The 20,771-nt window shown below is 60.7% G+C and carries 12 protein-coding genes; 7 read left to right on the top strand and 5 right to left on the bottom strand.

Annotated features, from left to right (window positions below):
* Positions 1-11: 11 nt before the first annotated feature.
* The 5 genes from BW686_RS01375 (at position 12) to BW686_RS01395 (ending at position 10,600) form a co-directional block, all read left to right on the top strand.
* Positions 12-1,700: a long-chain-fatty-acid--CoA ligase gene (locus BW686_RS01375; RefSeq protein WP_084913868.1), complete on the top strand. Its 1,689-nt coding sequence runs from the start codon at positions 12-14 to the stop codon at positions 1,698-1,700.
* Positions 1,701-2,068: 368 nt separating this feature from the next.
* Positions 2,069-3,760: a long-chain-fatty-acid--CoA ligase FadD1 gene (gene fadD1, locus BW686_RS01380; RefSeq protein ID WP_084913869.1), complete on the top strand. Its 1,692-nt coding sequence runs from the start codon at positions 2,069-2,071 to the stop codon at positions 3,758-3,760.
* A gap of 319 nt (positions 3,761-4,079) precedes the next feature.
* Positions 4,080-7,991: an ATP-dependent RNA helicase HrpA gene (gene hrpA / locus BW686_RS01385; protein WP_084913870.1), complete on the top strand. Its 3,912-nt coding sequence runs from the start codon at positions 4,080-4,082 to the stop codon at positions 7,989-7,991.
* Between the two features lie 239 nt (positions 7,992-8,230).
* A complete protein-coding gene (locus BW686_RS01390) occupies positions 8,231-9,352 on the top strand; it encodes a beta-ketoacyl-ACP synthase III (RefSeq protein WP_084913871.1) in 1,122 nt (373 codons plus the stop codon).
* 120 nt (positions 9,353-9,472) lie between these two features.
* Positions 9,473-10,600: a GNAT family N-acetyltransferase gene (locus BW686_RS01395; RefSeq protein ID WP_084913872.1), complete on the top strand. Its 1,128-nt coding sequence runs from the start codon at positions 9,473-9,475 to the stop codon at positions 10,598-10,600.
* Between the two features lie 134 nt (positions 10,601-10,734).
* On the opposite strand, the gene BW686_RS01400 is transcribed toward BW686_RS01395, so the two are convergent.
* The 4 genes from BW686_RS01400 to BW686_RS01415 all read right to left on the bottom strand — a co-directional run bounded on the left by BW686_RS01400 (position 10,735) and on the right by BW686_RS01415 (position 15,095).
* Positions 10,735-12,567, bottom strand: coding sequence for an ABC transporter ATP-binding protein (locus BW686_RS01400; RefSeq protein WP_084913873.1), 1,833 nt, complete (start codon positions 12,565-12,567; stop codon positions 10,735-10,737).
* Positions 12,568-12,668: 101 nt separating this feature from the next.
* A complete protein-coding gene (locus tag BW686_RS01405) occupies positions 12,669-13,232 on the bottom strand; it encodes a peptidylprolyl isomerase (RefSeq protein ID WP_084913874.1) in 564 nt (187 codons plus the stop codon).
* Positions 13,233-13,369: 137 nt separating this feature from the next.
* The gene (locus tag BW686_RS01410; protein WP_084913875.1) at positions 13,370-14,158 is read right to left on the bottom strand and encodes an alpha/beta fold hydrolase; all 789 of its coding nucleotides are present in this window, start codon (positions 14,156-14,158) and stop codon (positions 13,370-13,372) included.
* Positions 14,159-14,171: 13 nt separating this feature from the next.
* Positions 14,172-15,095 (bottom strand): LysR family transcriptional regulator, encoded by a 924-nt coding sequence (locus BW686_RS01415; protein WP_084913876.1) that lies wholly within the window; start codon positions 15,093-15,095, stop codon positions 14,172-14,174.
* Between the two features lie 67 nt (positions 15,096-15,162).
* Here BW686_RS01415 and BW686_RS01420 point away from each other — a divergent pair, with 67 nt between their 5' ends.
* Positions 15,163-15,477 carry a 3-phosphoglycerate kinase gene (locus BW686_RS01420; protein ID WP_084913877.1) on the top strand — a complete coding sequence of 105 codons (315 nt, stop codon included), beginning with the start codon at positions 15,163-15,165 and terminating at the stop codon, positions 15,475-15,477.
* Between the two features lie 214 nt (positions 15,478-15,691).
* On the opposite strand, the gene BW686_RS27365 is transcribed toward BW686_RS01420, so the two are convergent.
* Complete coding sequence (locus BW686_RS27365; RefSeq protein ID WP_084913878.1) at positions 15,692-20,524, bottom strand: M10 family metallopeptidase C-terminal domain-containing protein; 4,833 nt, start codon at positions 20,522-20,524, stop codon at positions 15,692-15,694.
* Between BW686_RS27365 and BW686_RS01430 the strand changes: the two genes are divergently transcribed.
* Entirely contained in the window at positions 20,511-20,750 is a 240-nt protein-coding gene (locus BW686_RS01430) for a hypothetical protein (protein ID WP_143514123.1), read from the top strand. The two genes, BW686_RS27365 and BW686_RS01430, sit on opposite strands and share 14 nt — an antisense overlap.
* Positions 20,751-20,771 lie beyond the last annotated feature (21 nt).

The following is a 20,771-nucleotide window of genomic DNA, read 5'->3' on the forward strand; positions in this document are numbered from 1 at the left end:
GGATAAAAACAATGAACGCTGATTTCTGGAATGACAAACGTCCCGCCGGGGTCGACGCCGAGGTGGATCTGCGAGCCTATCAATCGGTCATCGATGTGTTTGATCGCAGTTGCAAGAAATTCGCACATCGCCCTGCCTTCAGCAACATGGGGGTGACGCTGACCTACGCTGAACTCGATCATCATTCCGCTGCGTTTGCCGGGTATCTGCAACAGCACACGCAACTGGTGCCGGGCGACCGCATTGCGGTACAGATGCCCAACCTTCTGCAGTACCCGATCGCGGTATTCGGTGCGATGCGGGCCGGGCTGATCGTGGTCAACACCAACCCGCTGTACACCGCACGCGAGATGCGCCATCAGTTTCAGGACTCGGGCGCCAAGGCGCTGGTGTACCTCAACCTGTTCGGCAAGCTGGTGCAGGAAGTGCTTCCGGACACGGCCATCGAATACCTGATCGAAGTCAAAATGGGTGACATGCAGTCGGCGGCCAAAGGGTGGCTGGTCAATACCATTGTCGACAAGGTCAAGAAGCTGGTCCCCGCGTTTCAACTGCCCCAGGCTGTCGGCTTCAAGCGTGCCCTGCGGCTCGGGCGCGACAGCCGTATCGAGCCTGTCCCGCAGGGGCTGGATGATATCGCCGTGCTGCAATACACCGGCGGCACGACAGGCCTGGCCAAGGGCGCAATGCTGACCCACGGCAATCTGGTCGCCAATATGCAGCAGGTCTATGCCTGCATGCGCCAGCAACTTCCCGAAGGCGGCCCTGCGTTCGAAGAGGGCGGCGAGGTGATGGTCGCGCCGTTGCCGCTTTATCACATCTATGCATTCACGGCGCATTGCATGTGCATGACGCTCAGTGGCAACCACAACATCCTGATCACCAACCCTCGCGATATCAGCGGCTTCGTCAAAGAACTGCGCAAATGGAAGTTCACGGCGATGGTCGGCCTCAACACGCTGTTCGTGGCGCTCATGAACCATCCGGAATTCAGCAAGCTGGATTTCTCGTCGCTGAAAAGCACCAACTCCGGTGGCACGGCGCTGGTCAAGGCCACGGCCGAGCGTTGGTTGCAGATGACCGGCTGCACGATTGTCGAGGGGTATGGCCTGACCGAAACGTCACCGGTTGCCAGTGCCAATCCGTATGGCTCGCTGGCGCGCCTGGGCACGGTCGGTATTCCGGTGCCGGGCACGGCGATGAAAATCATCGATGACGAGGGCACCGAGTTGCCCTTCGGCGAGCGCGGCGAGTTGTGCATCAAGGGGCCGCAGGTCATGAAAGGCTACTGGAACCAGCCTGATGCCACTGCCGAGTCTCTGGGCGCCGACGGCTGGTTCAAGACCGGCGACATTGCGGTGATCGGCGCCGACGGTTTTGTCAGCATTGTGGACCGCAAGAAGGACCTGATCATCGTGTCCGGCTTCAATGTCTACCCCAACGAAATCGAAGACGTGGTCATGGCTCACCCGAAAGTCGCCAGTTGCGCCTGCATCGGTGTGCCGGACGAGCGCTCCGGGGAGGCGGTGAAGCTGTTTGTCGTGCCACGGGATTCGGGGGTCAGCGTTGAGGAACTCAAGACGTTCTGCAAAGAGAATTTCACGGCCTACAAGGTCCCCAAACAGATCGTCCTGCGAGACTCATTGCCGATGACGCCCGTGGGCAAGATTCTGCGGCGGGCGCTCAGGGATCTCGCTTGATTGTAGGAATCGTCTCTCAATCCGTAAGTCTTCCCGTCTCTGTGGCGGGGTTTGAAGTGTGCCGCGTTCGAGGTCATCGCCCCTCGAAAGGCCCTGAATAACACTTCAAACCCTATGGTCCGGTCGTTTTCGCAGAGTCTGCCGCCGTGGGGGTTCCGTCCCGAAAGTGACTGATGTTCGTGTTTTGGTCTTTTTGGTGACTGGTTGGCCCTCTATTGCATCTAGGCGGCCTTTTACAAAGCTGCTACTCTCGGCGCGCTTTTTGATCAGTCATGAAGCGGAAAAGCGTCTACTGGATCATCCCAGATACAAGAAAATCATCGCTCGAAGCGATGTGAAGAATTCGCGATCGCTACGGAGCTGGCTGAATGATTGAAAACTTCTGGAAGGATAAGTACCCGTCCGGCATTCCGGCCGATATAAATCCTGACGAGTACCCGAACGTCCAGGCGGTCCTGAAGCAGTCCTGCCAGCGTTTCGCTGACAAACCGGCGTTCAGCAATCTGGGCAAGACGATCACTTACGGTGAGCTGTACGAGCTGTCCGGCGCGTTCGCCGCCTGGATTCAGCAGGACACCGATCTGCAGCCGGGCGACCGCATCGCCGTGCAGCTGCCCAACGTATTGCAATACCCGATCGCCGTCTTTGGTGCCATTCGCGCCGGCCTGATCGTGGTCAATACCAACCCGCTGTACACCGCGCGGGAAATGGAACATCAGTTCAACGATTCCGGCGCCAAGGCGCTGGTGTGCCTGGCCAACATGGCGCATCTGGCCGAAAAGGTCGTGCCCAAGACCCGGATAAAGCATGTCATCGTCACTGAAGTGGCCGATATGCTGTCGCCACTCAAAAGGCTGGTGATCAACAGCGTCATCAAGTACGTGAAGAAAATGGTCCCGGCGTATCACTTGCCGCACGCCATCAGGTTCAATGACGTACTCGGCAAGGGGCGCGGTCAACCGGTCACCGACGTTGCGCCTGGCAGTGGCGATGTGGCGGTGCTGCAATACACTGGCGGCACCACCGGTGTGGCGAAGGGCGCAATGCTGACCCACCGCAACCTGATCGCCAACATGCTGCAATGCCGGGCGTTGATGGCCTCCAACCTGGATGAGGGCTGTGAAATCCTCATCACGCCCTTGCCGCTTTATCACATCTACGCCTTCACCTTTCACTGCATGGCGATGATGCTGCTGGGTAACCACAATATCCTGATCAGCAACCCGCGCGACCTGCCGGCAATGGTCAAAGAGCTGTCGAAATGGAAGTTCAGCGGGTTTGTCGGCCTCAATACGCTGTTCGTGGCGCTGTGCAATAACGAGGGCTTTCGCAACCTTGATTTCTCGGCCTTGAAAGTCACGCTCTCCGGTGGCATGGCCTTGCAACAGGCGGCCGCCGAACGCTGGAAACAGGTGACCGATTGCCCCATCTGCGAAGGGTACGGCATGACCGAGACCAGCCCGGTCGCTACGGTCAATCCGTCGCAGAACATTCAGATGGGCACCATCGGCATTCCGGTGCCTTCGACGCTGTGCAAAGTCATCGATGACGCCGGCAACGAGCTGGCGTTCGGTGACACCGGCGAGCTGTGCATCAAAGGCCCGCAGGTCATGAAAGGCTACTGGCAGCGCCAGGACGCCACCGACGAAATGATCGACAGCGATGGCTGGCTCAAGACCGGTGACATCGCGATCATTCAGCCTGACGGCTATATCCGGATTGTCGATCGCAAGAAAGACATGATTCTGATCTCCGGCTTCAACGTGTACCCCAACGAGCTGGAAGACGTGCTGGCCACGCTTCCGGGTGTGCTGCAATGCGCGGCCATCGGCGTGCCGGACGAGAAGTCGGGTGAAAGCATCAAGGTTTTCGTCGTCGCCAAGCCGGGCGTCACGCTGACCAAGGACCAGGTTATGGAGCACATGCGCGCCAACCTGACCGGCTACAAAGTGCCGCGCAGCGTCGAATTCCGCGACGTTCTGCCGACCACCAACGTCGGCAAGATCCTGCGTCGCGAACTGCGTGATGAGGAATTGAAGAAGCTGGGCGTGAAGAAGTAGGGCAGTGGGTCTGAAACCGCATTTGCTTTCACGCGCCTTGTTCATCTTCTAATTCAACTGACTCTCGTGCCGATGCTCCGCGTCGGCATGCCTTTCGTATCGCTCCGCGTCAAAGGCTGCGCTGCACTGCGCATTCAGGATCGGACGCAGAGCGTCCAGACAGGCGTTACCACGCGGAGCGTGGGAACGATGGTCAAGGCATTCTCGTGCCGATGGTCATACCAACCACCCGTGACCGTCTGAGGAGCAGATCATCGTCACAACCCACCGCAATCTGCGACAATCCGCACCTGCCATTTGAAAAGACCCTGCGCACCTGATGACCGACGAATCGCCCTCTATCGACCAACTCCTGAAAAACCTCGACCAAGCGATGATCAGCGAACGCCATCGTCTGCGTCGCCAGTTGCACGAGCTGCGCAAGAAGCCTGACGAGGCGAAGCTGGCGCAGTGGGTGGCTCGGGTTCAGGCGTCGTGCGCGCAGGTGACAGCGCGGCGGGAGAGCGTGCCGGCGATTCGTTATGACGACAACCTGCCGATTGCCGCCAAGCGTGACGAAATCAAAGAGGCGTTGCTCAAGCATCAGGTGCTGATCATTGCAGGCGAGACCGGCTCGGGGAAAACCACCCAGTTGCCGAAGATCTGCCTGGAAATCGGTCGCGGCCAGCATGGGCTGATCGGGCATACGCAGCCGCGCCGGATTGCAGCCCGCAGTGTGGCGAGCCGGGTGGCCGAAGAAATCGGCACACCGCTGGGCGCGCTGGTCGGTTATCAAGTGCGTTTCGAGGATCAGAGCGACAGCAATACCCTGATCAAGCTGATGACCGACGGCATTCTGCTGGCCGAAACCCAGCACGACCGCTTTCTTGAGCGCTACGACACGATCATTGTTGACGAAGCCCACGAGCGCAGCCTGAACATCGACTTCCTGCTCGGCTACCTGAAAACCCTGCTGCCGCGTCGCCCGGACCTCAAAGTCATCATCACCTCTGCAACCATCGACCTGCAGCGCTTTTCCGAGCATTTCAACGATGCGCCAGTGATTGAAGTGTCTGGCCGCACGTTCCCGGTGGATGTCTGGTATCGACCGCTGACCAGCGAGCAGGACGAAGAAGGCAACAGCGTCGAAGACGACCTGACCGTCGATCAGGCGATTCTGGCCACACTGGAAGAGCTTGCTGACTTTGAACGCAGCGAGCGCAAGAGCCCTGGCGATGTGCTGGTGTTCTTGCCCGGCGAACGCGAGATTCGCGACGCCGCCGAAATGCTGCGCAAGGCCCAGCTCAGGCACACCGAGATTCTGCCGCTGTATGCACGGCTTTCACCCGCCGAACAGCAGCGCATCTTTCAGTCGCACCCCGGCCGTCGCGTGGTGCTGGCCACCAACGTGGCGGAAACCTCGCTGACCGTGCCGGGCATTCGGTATGTGATCGACACCGGTACGGCGCGGATCAGCCGCTACAGCTACCGCGCCAAGGTCCAGCGCCTGCCGATCGAAGCCGTGTCGCAGGCCAGCGCCAACCAGCGCAAGGGCCGTTGCGGGCGTGTCGAGCCCGGTCTGTGCGTGCGGCTGTACAGCGAAGAAGATTTCAACGGCCGCCCCGAATTCACCGATCCCGAGATTCTGCGCACCAACCTGGCCGCCGTTATCTTGCAGATGCTGCACCTGCGTCTGGGCGAGATCACCGATTTTCCGTTCATCGAACCGCCGGATGGCAAAGCGATCAGCGACGGCTTCAACCTGTTGCAGGAACTGTCGGCAGTCAATCGCGAGAATCAGTTGACCCCGCTGGGCCGTCAACTGGCGCGCCTGCCGGTAGACCCGCGCATGGGGCGCATGCTGCTGGAAGCTGCAAAGCAGGGCAGCCTGCAAGAAGTGCTGATCGTGGCCAGTGCCATGTCCGTGCAGGATGTGCGCGAGCGTCCACCCGAGCGCCAGCAGGCCGCCGACCAGGCCCACGCGCAATGGAAAGACGCCGATTCGGATTTCGCCGGGCTGGTCAATCTGTGGCGCGGTTTTGAGGAGCAGCGCCAGGCGCTGACGGCCAGTCCGTTGCGCAACTGGTGTCGACGCAACTTCCTGAATTACCTGCGCCTGCGCGAGTGGCGTGATTCCCATCGGCAATTGAGCCTGATCTGCCGCGACCTGCAATTGACGGTCAACAAAGAACCGGCGGATTACCCGAAATTTCACAAGGCCATTCTGTCCGGCCTGTTGAGCCAGGTCGGGCAGAAAGCCGACGAAGGCGATTACCTTGGTGCGCGCCAGCGACGCTTCTGGATTCATCCGTCCTCAGGGCTGGGCAAAAAACGCCCGCAGTGGTTGATGGCTGCCGAGTTGGTCGAGACCACCAAGCTGTACGCGCGCATGGTGGCCAAAATCGATTCGGACTGGATCGAGCCGCTCGCCGGGCACCTGATCAAAAAGAACCATTTCGAGCCGCATTGGGAGAAGAAGCGCGGGCAGGTCGTGGCGTTCGAGCAGATCACCCTGTTCGGTCTGATCGTGGTCGGTCGACGTCCTGTGCATTACGGCCCTATCGACCCGGTGGTGTCGCGCGAGCTGTTCATTCGCGAAGGGCTGGTGCGGGGCGATATTCTGTCCCGGGCCAAGTGCCTGAGCGCCAACACCCGCTTGCTCGAACAGCTCGATGAACTGGAAGCCAAGGCCCGACGTCGCGATATTCTGGCTGACGAAGACACGCTGTACGGTTTCTACGAGGCGCGGATCCCGGCCGAGATTCACCAGACAGCCACGTTCGACAGCTGGTACAAGACCGAAAGCCAGAAGAACCCGCAGTTGCTGATCATGCGCGAAGAGGACGTGCTGGCCCGCGAGGCCAGTGAAGTCACGGCGGCGCAGTACCCCGACACCTTGCGCCTGGGCGATCTGAGCCTGTCGCTGAGTTACCACTTCGAGCCCAATCACCCGCGTGACGGCGTTACCCTGCGCGTGCCCGCGCCGTTGCTGCTGTCACTGCCTGCCGAGCGTCTGGAATGGCTGGTGCCGGGGTTGCTGGAGACCAAGTGCATTGCGCTGGTCCGCAACCTGCCCAAAGCGGTGCGCAAGAATTTCGTACCGGTCCCGGACTTCATCAAGGCGGCGCTGCAACGCATCACCTTTGGTGAAGGTTCGCTGCCGCAGGCGCTGGGTCGCGAGCTGCTGCGCATGACCGGGGCACGGGTCAGCGACGAAGCCTGGGCCGAGGCTGCCCAGCAGCTTGAAGGCCACCTGAAGATGAACCTGGAAATCGTCGATGGCGCGGGCAAGTTTCTCGGTGAAGGCCGTGACCTGGACGAGCTGACGGCGCGTTTTGCCGAGGCGAGTCAGGCCGCACTGGCCGTGCCGCAAACCGCTAAAAGCCAGCAGCCGGTGCAGGCCAAGGCCTTTGCTGCGGTGGCACAGAAGACGCAACAGAACATTGCCGGGCTGTCGATGACGGTCTACCCGGCGCTGGTCGAAGAGGGCGGTGCGGTCAAGGAAGGCCGGTTTTCTACCCAGGCCGAAGCCGAGTACCAGCACCGCCGCGCCTTGCAGCGTTTGCTGTTGCAGCAACTGGCCGAGCCGGCAAAGTTTCTGCGCAACAAATTGCCGGGTCAGACCGAACTGGGCTTGCTGCACCGTGAACTGGGGCGCATTGATGCGCTGATCGAGGACATCCTGCTGGCCAGTCTCGACAGCTGCGTGCTGGAAGGCGAGGCCGAGCTGCCACGTGACGGTGCCGGTCTGCTGTCGCTGGCCGAGCGCAAGCGTGCCGACTGGACCGAACACGCCGAGCGGCTTGCGAAGCTGACCCTGGAAATCCTCAAGCTGTGGCACGGTCTGCAAAAGCGTTTCAAGGGCAAGATCGACCTGTCGCAGGCCGTTGCGCTCAATGACATCAAGGCGCAACTGGGCAAGCTGGTGTACCCCGGCTTCGTGCGGGAAACCCCGGCGCTCTGGCTCAAGGAATTGCCGCGCTACCTGAAAGCCATCGAGATGCGCCTGGAAAAACTGCCGGGTCAGGTGCAGAAGGACCGGGTGTGGAGCCTCGAGCTGGCGGGCCTCTGGGCGCAGTATCAGGCGCGTGCCGACAAGCACGCTCAGGAAGGCAAGCGCGACCCGGAGCTGGCGCTGTATCGCTGGTGGATGGAGGAATATCGTGTCTCGCTGTTCGCGCAACAACTGGGCACCAAAATGCCGGTGTCGGACAAACGGTTGAGCAAGCAGTGGAGCCAGGTGGAGGGCTGATCCCAAGCCGGGCACGCGTTTACCCAAAAGCGTCTATCGGGTCGATATTCATTGGCCGATAGCGCCAAAACCGGGCTCTATGGCACACTCCGCGCCTGTCTTCACCGTGTCATGAAACGCTGCTCCTCCTGCGGGCAGCTTTTACAGTCGCATGGGTACGTGGGTCCCGATAACGCGCGGGTCTTCGGATGCCATGCCTGAGCAGGTATTACCTGCAACTCAATAAGAGAGGAACGACCGTGTACGACGTCGTCATCAGCGGCACAGGCCTGTTTACCCCGGCCAACAGCATTTCCAATGAAGAGCTGGTGCAGTCTTTCAATGCCTGGGTTGCACAGTTCAACAGTGAGAACGCGGCCGCCATCGAGCGCGGCGAGGTGGAGGCGCTCAGCGAGTCCAGCGCTGCGTTCATCGAGAAGGCGTCAGGCATCAAAAGCCGCTTCGTGATGGACAAGCAGGGCATTCTCGACCCGCAACGCATGAAGCCCCACTTGCCGGAACGCGGTAATGACGAACAGTCGATCCTCTGCCAGATGGGTGTTGCAGCCGCTGAACAGGCCTTGCAGCGCGCAGGCAAGACGGCAGCAGACATCGACGGTGTGATCGTCGCGTGTTCGAACCTGCAACGGGCTTATCCGGCGATCTCTATCGAGATTCAGGAAGCGCTGGGCGTTGCAGGCTACGGTTTCGACATGAACGTTGCCTGTTCTTCGGCAACGTTCGGCATTCAGGCCGCCTGCAACAGTGTGCAACTTGGTCAGGCCCGTGCCTTGCTGGTCATCAGCCCGGAGATCTGCACCGCGCATTTGAATTTTCGTGACCGCGACAGCCATTTCATTTTCGGTGATGGCGCGACGGCCGTGGTGGTCGAGCGGGCAGACCTTGCCACCTCGCCTTATCAATTCGATATCGTCAGTACCCGTTTGCTGACGAAGTTTTCCAATAACATCCGCAACAACTTCGGCTTCCTCAACCGCACCGCGGACGAGGGCCAGAACGCACCGGACAAGCTGTTCGTGCAGGAAGGGCGCAAAGTGTTCCGTGAGGTGTGCCCGATGGTCGCCGAACTGGTCAGCGCGCACCTGCAGGACAACGGCATCAACATCAGTGATGTGAAACGCTTCTGGCTGCACCAGGCCAACCTGAGCATGAACCACCTGATCGTCAAGAAGCTGCTGGGCCGTGAAGCCACTGTCGAAGAAGCGCCGGTGATTCTCGATACCTACGGCAACACCAGCTCGGCCGGTTCGGTCATTGCGTTCCATACCTATCAGGATGATCTGCCCGCAGGCGCGCTGGCGGTACCCAGCTCGTTCGGCGCCGGTTATTCGATTGGAAGCGTGATTCTGCGCAAGCGCTGATACGGCGGTCGCGCTCGTCCCCGCGATATGGTTTGATTGATAAGGTGTCAGGCCGGGCGTCGTCTCTTCACAGGTCATGTCGAGAGGCGTACGCCGGTCTTCAAACTCCGGGGAACCTGCATGCCCGTTCACGTTATCGACAATCTCGGCACCGTCGCGCCCGCCCAGTGGGATGCGCTGGTGCCAGGCAACCAGCCATTTCTGCGCCATGCCTTTCTCAGTTCGCTGGAAGACAGCGGCAGCCTCGGGCCACGCTCCGGCTGGCGTGCCGAACATGTGCTGCACTACGAAAACGATCAGTTGGTGGCGGCATTGCCTGCCTACCGCAAGTGGCACTCCTACGGCGAGTATGTGTTTGATCACGCTTGGGCCGACGCTTGCCGCCGCGCCGGAATCGCTTACTACCCCAAGTTGCTGGTGGCCGTGCCGTTCAGCCCGGTCGGTGGATCGCGCATTTTGTCTGCAACGCCGCAAGGTGGCCTGGAGTTGCTCGGCGAACTGCCGGCGTATCTGCAAAGCGAAGGGCTGTCGAGCGCACATGTGAATTTCACCGACCCGGCCGCCGATGCCTTGCTCGAGCAGCAGCCGGGCTGGCTGCAACGCTTCGGCTGTCAGTTTCACTGGCACAACCGCGGTTACCGGGACTTTCAGGACTTTCTTGATGCATTGAGTTCGCGCAAGCGTAAGCAGATGCGCAAGGAGCGCGAGCAGGTGGCGGGGCAGGGCATCGCGTTCGAATGGCTTGAAGGCGCGCAGATGAGCGAGGTGCTGTGGGACTTCGTCTATGCCTGCTATTCCAATACCTATGAAGTGCGCGGGCAGGCGCCTTATCTGACGCGTGAGTTCTTCAGCCTGCTGGCCGAACGCATGCCGGAATCCATCCGTGTGGTCATCGCCCTGCAAGGCTCACGACCCGTGGCGATGGCTTTCAGCCTGATCGGTGACGACAGTTTTTACGGGCGCTACTGGGGCTGTCTGGCCGAATTCGACCGCCTGCATTTCGAGACCTGTTTCTATCAGGGCATGGACTACGCCATCGCCCACGGGCTGCAACGTTTCGACGCGGGCGCTCAGGGGGAGCACAAGCTGATCCGCGGCTTCGAACCGCAGATCACCCGTTCCTGGCATTACCTGATGCATCCGGGTTTGAAAGACGCCGTCAGCGAGTTTCTGGAGCAGGAGCGCGTCGGCGTACTGGCGTATGCCGAGGACGCACGAAGCGCGTTGCCGTATCGGCAGGTGGACTAACCGACCCGCAGGCATTCAGCAGCTGCACTGGCCTCTTCGTGAGCAAGTGAAGTGTTGCACGGTGCTGGGCACTCCTGGATACCTTGAGGGAGCGAGCTTGCTCGCGAATAGCCCTGAACACACCTCCCCAGCCCTCAATCGACCCCCACAAACCCGCCGGTCTGGTGTTGCCACAATCGTGCGTACAGCCCGCCCCGGGCCAGTAGCTCGGCGTGGGTGCCGGATTCGGCGATCTGGCCTTTTTCCAGCACGACCAGACGGTCCATGCGGGCGATGGTCGACAGCCGGTGCGCGATGGCGATGACCGTCTTGCCTTGCATCAATGTTTCCAGGCTCTCCTGAATCGCCGCTTCGACTTCCGAGTCGAGCGCCGAGGTGGCTTCGTCCATGATCAGGATCGGTGCATCTTTGAGCAGCACACGCGTGATCGCAATACGCTGGCGCTGCCCGCCGGACAGCTTGACGCCGCGCTCACCGACATGCGCATCAAAACCGGTGCGGCCTTCAGAGTCCGACAGCAACGGGATGAACTCGTCGGCGCGGGCCTTGTGGATCGATTCCCACAGTTGCTCATCGGTCGCATCCGGATTGCCATACAGCAGGTTTTCGCGAATCGAACGGTGCAGCAGCGAAGTGTCTTGAGTGATCATGCCGATCTGCGCGCGCAGGCTTTCCTGAGTGATGTCGGAAATGTCCTGGCCGTCGATCAGAATCCTGCCACCTTGCACGTCGTACATGCGCAGCAGCAGGTTCACCAGCGTCGATTTGCCTGCGCCTGACGGCCCGATCAAGCCGATCTTCTCGCCCGGTTTTATGTCCAGGTCAAGGTTGTGAATGATCCCGTTGCCATTGCCGTAATGGAAATCGACGCCATCGAACCTGACGCCGCCCTTGTCGATTTTCAGCGGCAGGGCTCCGGGTTTGTCGTTGACGGTGATCGGCTGCGAAATGCTCTCCAGACCATCCTGCACGGTGCCGATGTTTTCAAAGATGCCGTTGACCACCCACATGATCCAGCCGGACATGTTGACGATGCGGATCACCAGCCCGGTGGCCAGAGCAATGGCACCCACCGAGATCATGGATTGGGTCCACAGCCAGAGGGCCAGGCCGGTGGTGGTGACGATCAGCACGCCGTTCATCGTGGTGATGGTGGTGTCCATCGACGTCACGACCCGGCCGGCCAACTGGCTTTTCTCGGTCTGGTCACGCATCGCTTCACGCGCGTATTGCTGCTCATGATGGGAGTGCGCGAACAGTTTCAGGGTGGTGATGTTGGTGTAGCCGTCGACGATCCGGCCCATGAGTCTGGAACGCGAGTCGGACGAGTCCACCGAACGTTGCTTGACCCTGGGCACGAAATACATCAGCGCCAGGATGAACGCGGCAATCCAGGTGCCCAGCGGGATCATCAGGCGCCAGTCCGCTTCGGCGAACAGCACCATCGCGCTGATCGCGTAGATCAGGACATGCCAGAGTGCGTCCACCGACTGCACGGCCGAGTCACGCAGTGAGTTGCCGGTCTGCATGATGCGCTGGGCGATACGCCCGGCAAAATCGTTTTGAAAGAAATTGACGCTCTGTTTGAGCACGTAGCTGTGGTTTTGCCAGCGAATCAGGTTGGTCATGCCGGGGCTGATGCTCTGGTGGACCAGCAGGTCGTGCAGGCCGACGAAGATCGGACGCAGCAGCAGGGCCACGACCACCATCCAGATCAGCTCGGAACCGTGGGTGCTGAAAAAATCCTTGGGCGGCGTGTTCTGGGCCAGGTCAATGATGCGGCTCAGGTAGCTGAACAGCGACACCTCGATCAGCGCACCGATCAGGCCCACGACCAACAATGCAAGAAACGTCGGCCAGACTTGACGCAGGTAGTACAGGTAGAACGCGAAGACGGTGGTGGGCGGGGAAGCGGTAGGGGCGTCTTTGAAGATATCGATCAGTTGTTCAAAACGACGATAAAGCATTGGCTATCACACCCACACGCTGTGGGTTCTCCTCGATAAGTGGAGGCTCTCCCGTCCGGACCGCATGAAGCCGGGCGCTTCATGCGGTGCAGGTTTCCGGATCAGTCGACGCGCTTGGCGGACTTGATCAGGATCGGGTCCATTGGCACGTTTTGCATGCCTTTCTGGTTGCCGGTCCGTGCGTTGACGATGTTGTCGACCACGTCCATGCCCTTGACGACTTTGCCGAACACCGCATAACCGAAGTCGCGGGTGCCGTTGTCGAGCATGGCATTGTCGTTGGTGTTGATGAAGAACTGGCTGGTGGCCGAGTTCACGTCTGAGGTACGTGCCATTGCGATGGTGCCGCGCACGTTATGCAGACCATTCTGGGCTTCGTTCTTGATCGGAGACTTGGTCGGCTTCTGAACCAGTTGCTGAGTGAACCCGCCGCCCTGGACCATGAAGCCCGGGATCACGCGGTGAAAAATGGTGTTGTTGTAGAAACCGCTGTCCACGTAGCCCAGGAAGTTCTGCGTGCTGATGGGGGCTTTGGTGTCTGCAAGCTCGATTTCGATCTGACCGAAGCTGGTGTCGAGTACCACATGCGTGGCCTTGTCTTGAGCAGCCATCAGGTGGGTGGCAAACAGCACGGAGCAGGCGGTGAGGGCTATTTTTTTCAGCATGTGGCAACACGTCCTTCATAAAAGAGATATCGACTGTGGCCGGCAAGGTAAACACGTTTGGCTTTTTTTGCCCAGTGTGGCGTTTCAGGTTGCGCGGTGCTTGATGCGACGGTTTGCGCAACCATGAGGCACGGTTTTCAGACCCCGGTGCTGTCGATGAATTCCAATAGCGTGCTATTGAATCGCTCGGGCTGGTCCAGGGGTGTGGCGTGCCGGGAGTCGTTGATGACCACCAGTCGCGCATGGGCGATCTGTTTGACGTAAGCCTCTTTCAGCGATACCGGCGTGTAGTCATGGTCGGCAGCGATGACCAGCGTCGGGCAGATGATGCGCTGCAGCTTGTGCTCCACCCCCCAGCCGACGATGGCGTCGAAGCTGGCCAGGTAGGCGCGTCTGTCGTTCCTGCCCCAGCGTTCGGCCATCTTGCGCCGCAGGTCGGCCTGCTCGGGTTTTGGAAACAGCAGCTTGCCCAGCGCCTTGCCAAGGGTTTCCATGCTGACCAGACGTGACAGTGTCCAGCGTCTGGCCCACTGCCAGAGGTCTGCGAGGCTTCGGACCTTGACCTGCGGAGCACTGTTGACGATGCACAGGCTCTTGAGCAGGTACGGCTGATCCACCGCCAGTTGAAAACCGATCATCCCGCCCATCGACAGGCCGACCAGGTGTACCGACCCCAGACGCAAGTGCTCGATGAGTGCCTCGACATCGTGACTCATCGCCTGAATGCTGTAGTGCGCATGCGGTTTGTCCGAGCGACCGTGACCGCGCATGTCCATGACGATGACGCGGTAATGTCTGGCCAGCGCCGGGATCTGGTATTCCCAGTCCTGACCGCTGGACCCCAACCCGTGCAGCAGCAGGACCGGCTCGCCCTGACCGTACTCTTCATAGTGCAGTGAACACTCGTCATGCTCGAAGAACGCCATGTGCCGATTCCTGTCAGGCCTGTTGCAGCGCGTTGGGCGCCGTGGTCAAGGGGGCCGTGTCGAAGGTGCGAATCAGGTCGATCAGAATCTGCGTGGCCGGCCCCAGCGGCTTGTCCTTGCTGGAGTAAAGATAGAACGTCGGGTTGCGGTTGCCGCCCTTGTTCAGCGGCAGGGGCTTGAGCAGCCCTTCCCGGAGTTCGCGTTCGATCATGTGCCGCGGCAGCCAGGCAAAGCCCAGACCGTTGCTGACAAAGGTCGCTGCGGTGCCGAGGCTGCCGACGGTCCAGCGCTGCTCGGCGCCCAGCCAGCCGAAATCCCGGGGTTGCTGGCGGCCTGAATCGCGAATGACAACCTGCAGCTGACTTTCCAGGTCGTGAAAGGTCAGTTCGCGATTGGCCTGGTGCAGGGCGTGTTCCGGGTGCGCGACGGCAACGAATTCGACGGAGCTCATTTCCGTGCCCAAATGGCCCGCGATGCTGTAGCCGCTGATGGCCAGGTCCGCCACGCCTTCAAGCAGCACTTCTTCGACGCCCGAAAGCACCTCTTCGCGCAGGCGTACCCGGCAACCACGGCTTTGCGGCATGAACGCGGTCAGGGCCTTGACCAGGCGCGCCGACGGGTAGGCGGCGTCGATGACCAGCCGGACCTCGGCTTCCCAGCCTTGCTCCATATGGTGAGCGAGGTCTTCAAGCTGGCTGGCCTGTTTGACCAGTTGCCGCGAGCGCCGTAGCAGCACCCCCCCGGCTTCGGTCAGCACAGCCTTGCGTCCGTCGATGCGTAACAACGGCACGCCGAGCTGTTCCTGCATGCGCGCCACGGTATAACTCACCGATGATTGCGAGCGGTGCAATGCCTCGGCGGCCTGAGCAAAACCACCGTGATCGACTACGGCTTGCAACGTGCGCCACTGGTCGAGCGTCACGCGGGGCGCTTTCATGCTGTCATTCCTCTTTAAACTGCTGGCTATTGTTCTACTCTGACAATCCCGTCCCGGAGATCGCCGAATGAATCGACTGTATTGTTTACTGCTGGTCATACTGCCTGTCACGGCGTTTGCGTACCCCATCGAAGTGGAGAAACAGTACCAAGGCGTGAAGATCGACTACGTCACCCATGACGTCTATCACGACACAGGGGCGATCACCGTCAATAACTACGGAGACGTAGACGCCAAATGTTCAGTGGTGTTCATCAATGGGCCGGAAGCGCCGCGCACCCGGCGTGTGCAGGTCGGTGCGGGCAAGAGCGTTGACGTTTCATCCAGCTTCAATCGCAGCATCATCAAGTTGCGCCTCAAGCTCACGTGTCAGCCAGCCTGAGAGTAGAGCGCTCTTATGGATAAAACAAATTTAAGGAGGGGCTGAGGGGCATTGCGTTTTTGATCGACAAGTTGATCTTTAATCGAGGTTTAACGGCTGGAACTGACGCTCGCGTCCACGCAGAGTGTGGGGGCAAGCGTGAATGAGGTGCAAGGCCCGCGTTCCGGGCTCATCGGGGCGTGTGTATAACGATGAGCCCGGCGTACGGCCGCGATCAGACGATAATGTCGGCCGCTTGCAGGTTCTGTACGCCCGTCAGCTGGATTTCGAAGTCCGCGCCGGCATTGTCATCGATATTGCCGTACAGCACGCCATCGGCAAAACGCAGCTCGCCGGTGTTGTTGGCGCTGAACGCCGAGTTGCCTATGAACATGAACGCATCTGCCGCCTCGGTAGACGGTCGGGCGTCGAAGCCGGAGAAGTCCATTTTGTCGCCTTCGGCGGTCTTGAAGCCGTTGATGATGTCGCGCAAGGCGCCCAGACCCGTTTCGCTGAGGTTATTGAACACGTAGTGGTCAGCGCCGGTGCCGCCGATCAAGGTGTCGGCGCCCGCACCGCCCATCAGCACGTCATCCCCCGCGCCGCCGGACAGTGTGTCGTTGCCGTCACCGCCTATCAGAACGTTGGCGTTCTTGTTGCCGGTCAGCGAGTCGGCGAACTGGCTGCCCGTCAGGTTTTCAGTGCCCTTGAGGGTGTCCATGCCCGAGCCGCCCGTGACCTGCCGGGCGCTGGTGTTCAGCCCCACGGTGACCCCGGCAGTGGCGAGCTGGTAAGACACCGTGTCATTGCCATCACGACCGTCGAGAACGTTGTCGCCAGCGCCTGCATACAGCACGTTATCCAGCGCGTTACCGGTTGCGTTGGAGGCGTCCGTGCCGGTGATGACGATGTTTTCCAGATTCGCCCCCAGCGTGTAACTGCTCAGCGCGCTGTACACGGTGTCGGTGCCGCCGACCTGTTGATCGGTGTTGGTCTCGACCACGCGGTCGGCGGCATCGTCCACGTAATAGCTGTCCGACCCGTCGCCGCCGGTCAACAGGTCAGCGCCCGCGCCACCATTCAGAACGTTGTTGTTTGCGTTGCCGGTCATGACGTTTCTCAATGCATTGCCGGTGCCGTCGATGGCGGACACACCCGTGAGCAGCAGGTTCTCCACGTTGGCGCCCAGCGCCCAGCTGACTGAAGACACCACGGTATCGATTTGCGAGGGCGAGTCATTGCTCTCCGTGACCGTATCGAGTGCGTTATCGACCACGTAGATGTCGTTGCCGTCGCCTCCTGTCATGTCGTCGGCGCCCTGATCACCGTCCAGTATGTCGTTGCCGGCACTGCCGACCAGGGTGTCGTCGTCGCTGGTGCCGAAGATATGGCCGCCTTCGTTCTGGCCGGCGTCGAAGATTCTTGCCGGATCATTGTTGTCGCTGGCATCGCCGCGATAACCCAGATCATTGGCAATGAAGTCGGCCAATCGCTGCCCGACTATTTCTGCCGACTCTTCGTGCAAGTGCCAGACGTCGTCCGGGTAGACCAGCGGGTTGACCTCGTAGCGCAAGGGCAGGTCGGTGTAGTCGACGGCCAGTTTGACGTCGCTGCGCTCGTTAGCGATTGCCTCCTGGGCCGCCCGCACATAACCGGCGCCTTCAACAATGGCGCTGATCTTTTCATCGGTGTAACCGCGCGCTTTGGCAGCTTCGGTCTGGTAATGCCCCGTCTCGGCCATGTACACGGTGAAGTCGCCAATCTGCGCGTGCAGGTAGTCGAACACCTTGAGGGTCGACGCCTTGTAAAGGTCAGCCGCAGCCTGCTTGTCGGTGGCGCGTGCTATTTCCTGAGCGGCTTCTTCGCCCTGACCCCAGATAATGCCGGTGGTGACTTTGTCGATTGCCGTCAAGCTCGCCAGTTGCGACTTCAGCAATTCGGTCGCACGCAGCAATGCCGGGCCGGGCTGGTCGGTATCGGTCAGCCACCAGGAAACACGTTGCTCTTCCGCGCTGGCGGTCGAGTAACCCACCACGGTGCTGCCGCCCACGGCGAGGTCGATGCCGTCACCGTTAGCATCGGTGAACTGGCTGCGCACGTCGTAATCGGTGTAGCGAGCCAGGTCCTTGACCATTTCCGAGGTGCCGGACTGGTTGTCGTCCTCGGTCATGCGCAGCAGCCGCGCGTTCGACTGGCCCAGGGTCGGCAGGTAGAGAATCTCCTGGGACTCGCGCTGGCCGAACACGAAGTCGGCGTTGGTCAGGGTGTCGATCAGGTTGCCGCTCAGGGCGATTTCAAAGCGGTTGCCGTCCGCGTCGGAGGTGGCGGATTTGACGTAGGTCTTGTCGCCAGCCTCGTTGAGCGTCATGTACAGGGTGTGGTCTTCGCCGTTGCCCAGCCCCAGGAAGCCCAGTGCGGACACGTCGATCTTGTCCTGGCCCGGCGTGAAGTCGTAAATCGTGTCGGTGGCCGTCAGCCCGCCCGCATCGTAGTCGCGGTAGCTGTCGGTCAGCGCGCTGTAGACAAACGTGTCGGCGTCGGCGCCGCCGTACAAGGCATCGCGGCCCGCGCCGCCGTTGATCACGTCGGCGCCGCTGTCGCCGCGCAAGGTGTCGTCGCCACCCAGCCCCAGCAGCGTGTCATCGCCCTCGGTGCCGTACAGCGCTTCGGCGTTGTCGGTGCCGGTGATGATGCCCGGCGCGACGTTGCCCACGTTGATGGCGAAGCTGTCAGCCACCGAAGCACCTGTCGCGTCACTGGCTGTCAGCAACACCGAATAGAGCCCGGATGCCGTGCCGCCCGGTGTGCCGCTGAATGTCAGGGTCTTGCTGTCGAACTTCAGCCAGTCGGGCAGGGCGCTGTTGTCGGCCAGGGTCGCGCTGTAGGTCAGCGCGGTGCTGTCCGGATCGCTGAAACTGCCGGGCTGCACGGCATAGGAAAACGCCTTCAGTTCGGTAACGTTCTGATCCATCAGCGGCGTGTTGAGCACCGGTGCCTGATTGGTGGCCGATGCCGTGGAAAAGATGAAGCTGGACGCATCCAGTTTGTCGAGCAGATTGCCTTGCAGGGCGATCTCGAAGCGATTGCCGGTGGTGTCGACTGCGTTGGTCTTGATGTAGGTCTTGCTGCCGTCGGCATTGACCGACAGGTAAATGGTGTTGGCGCTGCCATCGCCCAGGCCACGCAAGCCGATGCTGGACAGGTCGATCCGGTCTTCGGCAGGGTTGAAGTCGGTGATGGTGTCGCTTTGCTTGGTGCCGCTGGCGGTGTAATTGCGATAGCTGTCCAGGCGCGAGTTGTAGACGAAAACGTCCGCCCCGGCGCCACCGGTCAGGATGTCGGCATCAGCGCCGCCATTGATCGTATCTGCCCCCGCGCCGCCGTCGATGCGGTCCACGCCGGCATTGCCGTTGATGATGTCGTTGGCAGCCGTGCCGGTCAGGGTATCGCCGCCAGCGGTGCCTTCGGTGACACGCTGGAACACGAAATGACTGGCATTGAGGGTGTCTTTCAGGTTGCCGCTCAGGCCCAGTTCGAAGCGGTTGCCGCTGGCATCGGCGTCGAGGGACTTGATGTACGTGCGGTCCAGGGTGGCGTTGTAGCTGATATTCAGCGTGCCGGCCTTGCCGCTGCCCAGCCCGGTGAACCCCAGGTTCGACAGGTCGATGCGGTCCTGGCTGATATCGAAGTCAGACACCAGATCGGTCGCGCTGGTGGTCGCCGTGCGATAGCTGTCTGTCAACTGATCGAAGCGAAAGGTGTCGGCACCCGCGCCGCCGGTGAGCTTGTCGGCTCCGGCACCGCCGACCAGGATGTCGTCACCTGAACCACCGCTCAAGGTGTCCTTGCCCGCCAGGCCAAAGATCAGTTCGTGGGCCGCGCCACCGGTGATGACGTCGTTGGCGTCGGTGCCATTGACCGTCACCAGCGGGAACGCATCGCCCGCAAAACTGCCTTCGCCGTAGACCAGGGTCAGGCCCTTGCTGGTGTGGCTGATGGTGTTGCCGACGATGCTGTTGCGGTCGGTGCCGTCTTCATTGCGCTCGGCCACGCCGTAGGTGGAATGGTCGCTGCCGGTGATGGTGTTGCCACGGATCAGGTTGTCGCTGCCGTTGAAATACTTGCCGGAAACACCTGAGGTGTCATCGTAAGACTGAATGATGATTTCCGGCACCGGAGCGCCGAGGGAGTTGTTGCTCAACGTGTTATCAAACACGTCCACGCCGGAACTGCCGTAGATGCGCACACCAGCGTTGCCGTTGTCATGGATGTCCACGCCGCTGACCGACACCTGGCTGGACAGTTTGATCAGTACGCCCTCGGCGCCATTGCCGTATACCGCGCCGCCGGTGATGGTGATGTTGGCGGGGGAGGGAATGTTTTCGCTGCCGCGCTGCACCACAATGCCGGTGCTGCCATTGCCGTACGCGACGTTGTTGCTCAGGGTGAAGTCGTGGGTGCTGGTGACCACGTTGAAGCCGTGACGATCGTTGTTGTAGGCGACGTTGTTCTCGAACACGCTGTCGCTCAGGTAGTCGGCCACGAAACCGTCCAGGCCGTTGCCGTGGGACACGCTGTTCCGGATCACCATGTTGACGGTCTGCTCATGCGGGTCGAAGCCGTAGCCCGAGCAATCCTTGATCTCGACGCTGTCGAGGGTAACGTTCGAGTCCTTGCCGTCAGCGCCTGGAATGTAACCGTTGAACCAGCCGTCCACCTTGCCGGTGGTGGCGTCCCGATTACCGTCCAGCGTCAGGTTTTTCATGCCGAAGTCGTGGGTTTCTTCGCCATAGGCCGAGCGGACGATACCGGTGACTTTGGTGTCCGAGCCGTCCGCCAGCTTGATGACTGTCTCGCCCATGCCCGCGCCCGACAGGGTGACGTTGCTCTTGAGCATCAGGCAGCCGTCTGACGGCTCCTCGCCACCGGACACGATGTAAGTGCCGGCCCCCATGACCACTTCTCCGCCGCCTGCCGCAGCGGCTGCGTCGATTGTGGCCTGAATGGCAGCCGTATCATCAGTAACGCCGTCGCCCAGTGCGCCGAAGTCTTTTGTGTTAAATATCATGGTGTTGCTCCAGGCGACGACGAATGTGGATGAGTTGAGTCAATATTGCAGCGTCTGGATGATAAGACCTTTTGTTCAGGAAAAGTTGCTCGATATAGGCTATATTTTCGCCGAAACCGACGACATGTGTGTCAATAATGCGGCTGTCATATTTGTGGCGGGTAACGCAGGGCGCGGCGACCGGTTGGCGTCAAAAAGCGGCGACCTTCGAGTGGACAGTGAGTGATGCAACCGCTAAGGTCGCGCC

It is taken from the genome of Pseudomonas syringae (assembly GCF_002157375.1).
In the GTDB taxonomy this organism is placed as follows: domain Bacteria; phylum Pseudomonadota; class Gammaproteobacteria; order Pseudomonadales; family Pseudomonadaceae; genus Aquipseudomonas; species Aquipseudomonas syringae_T.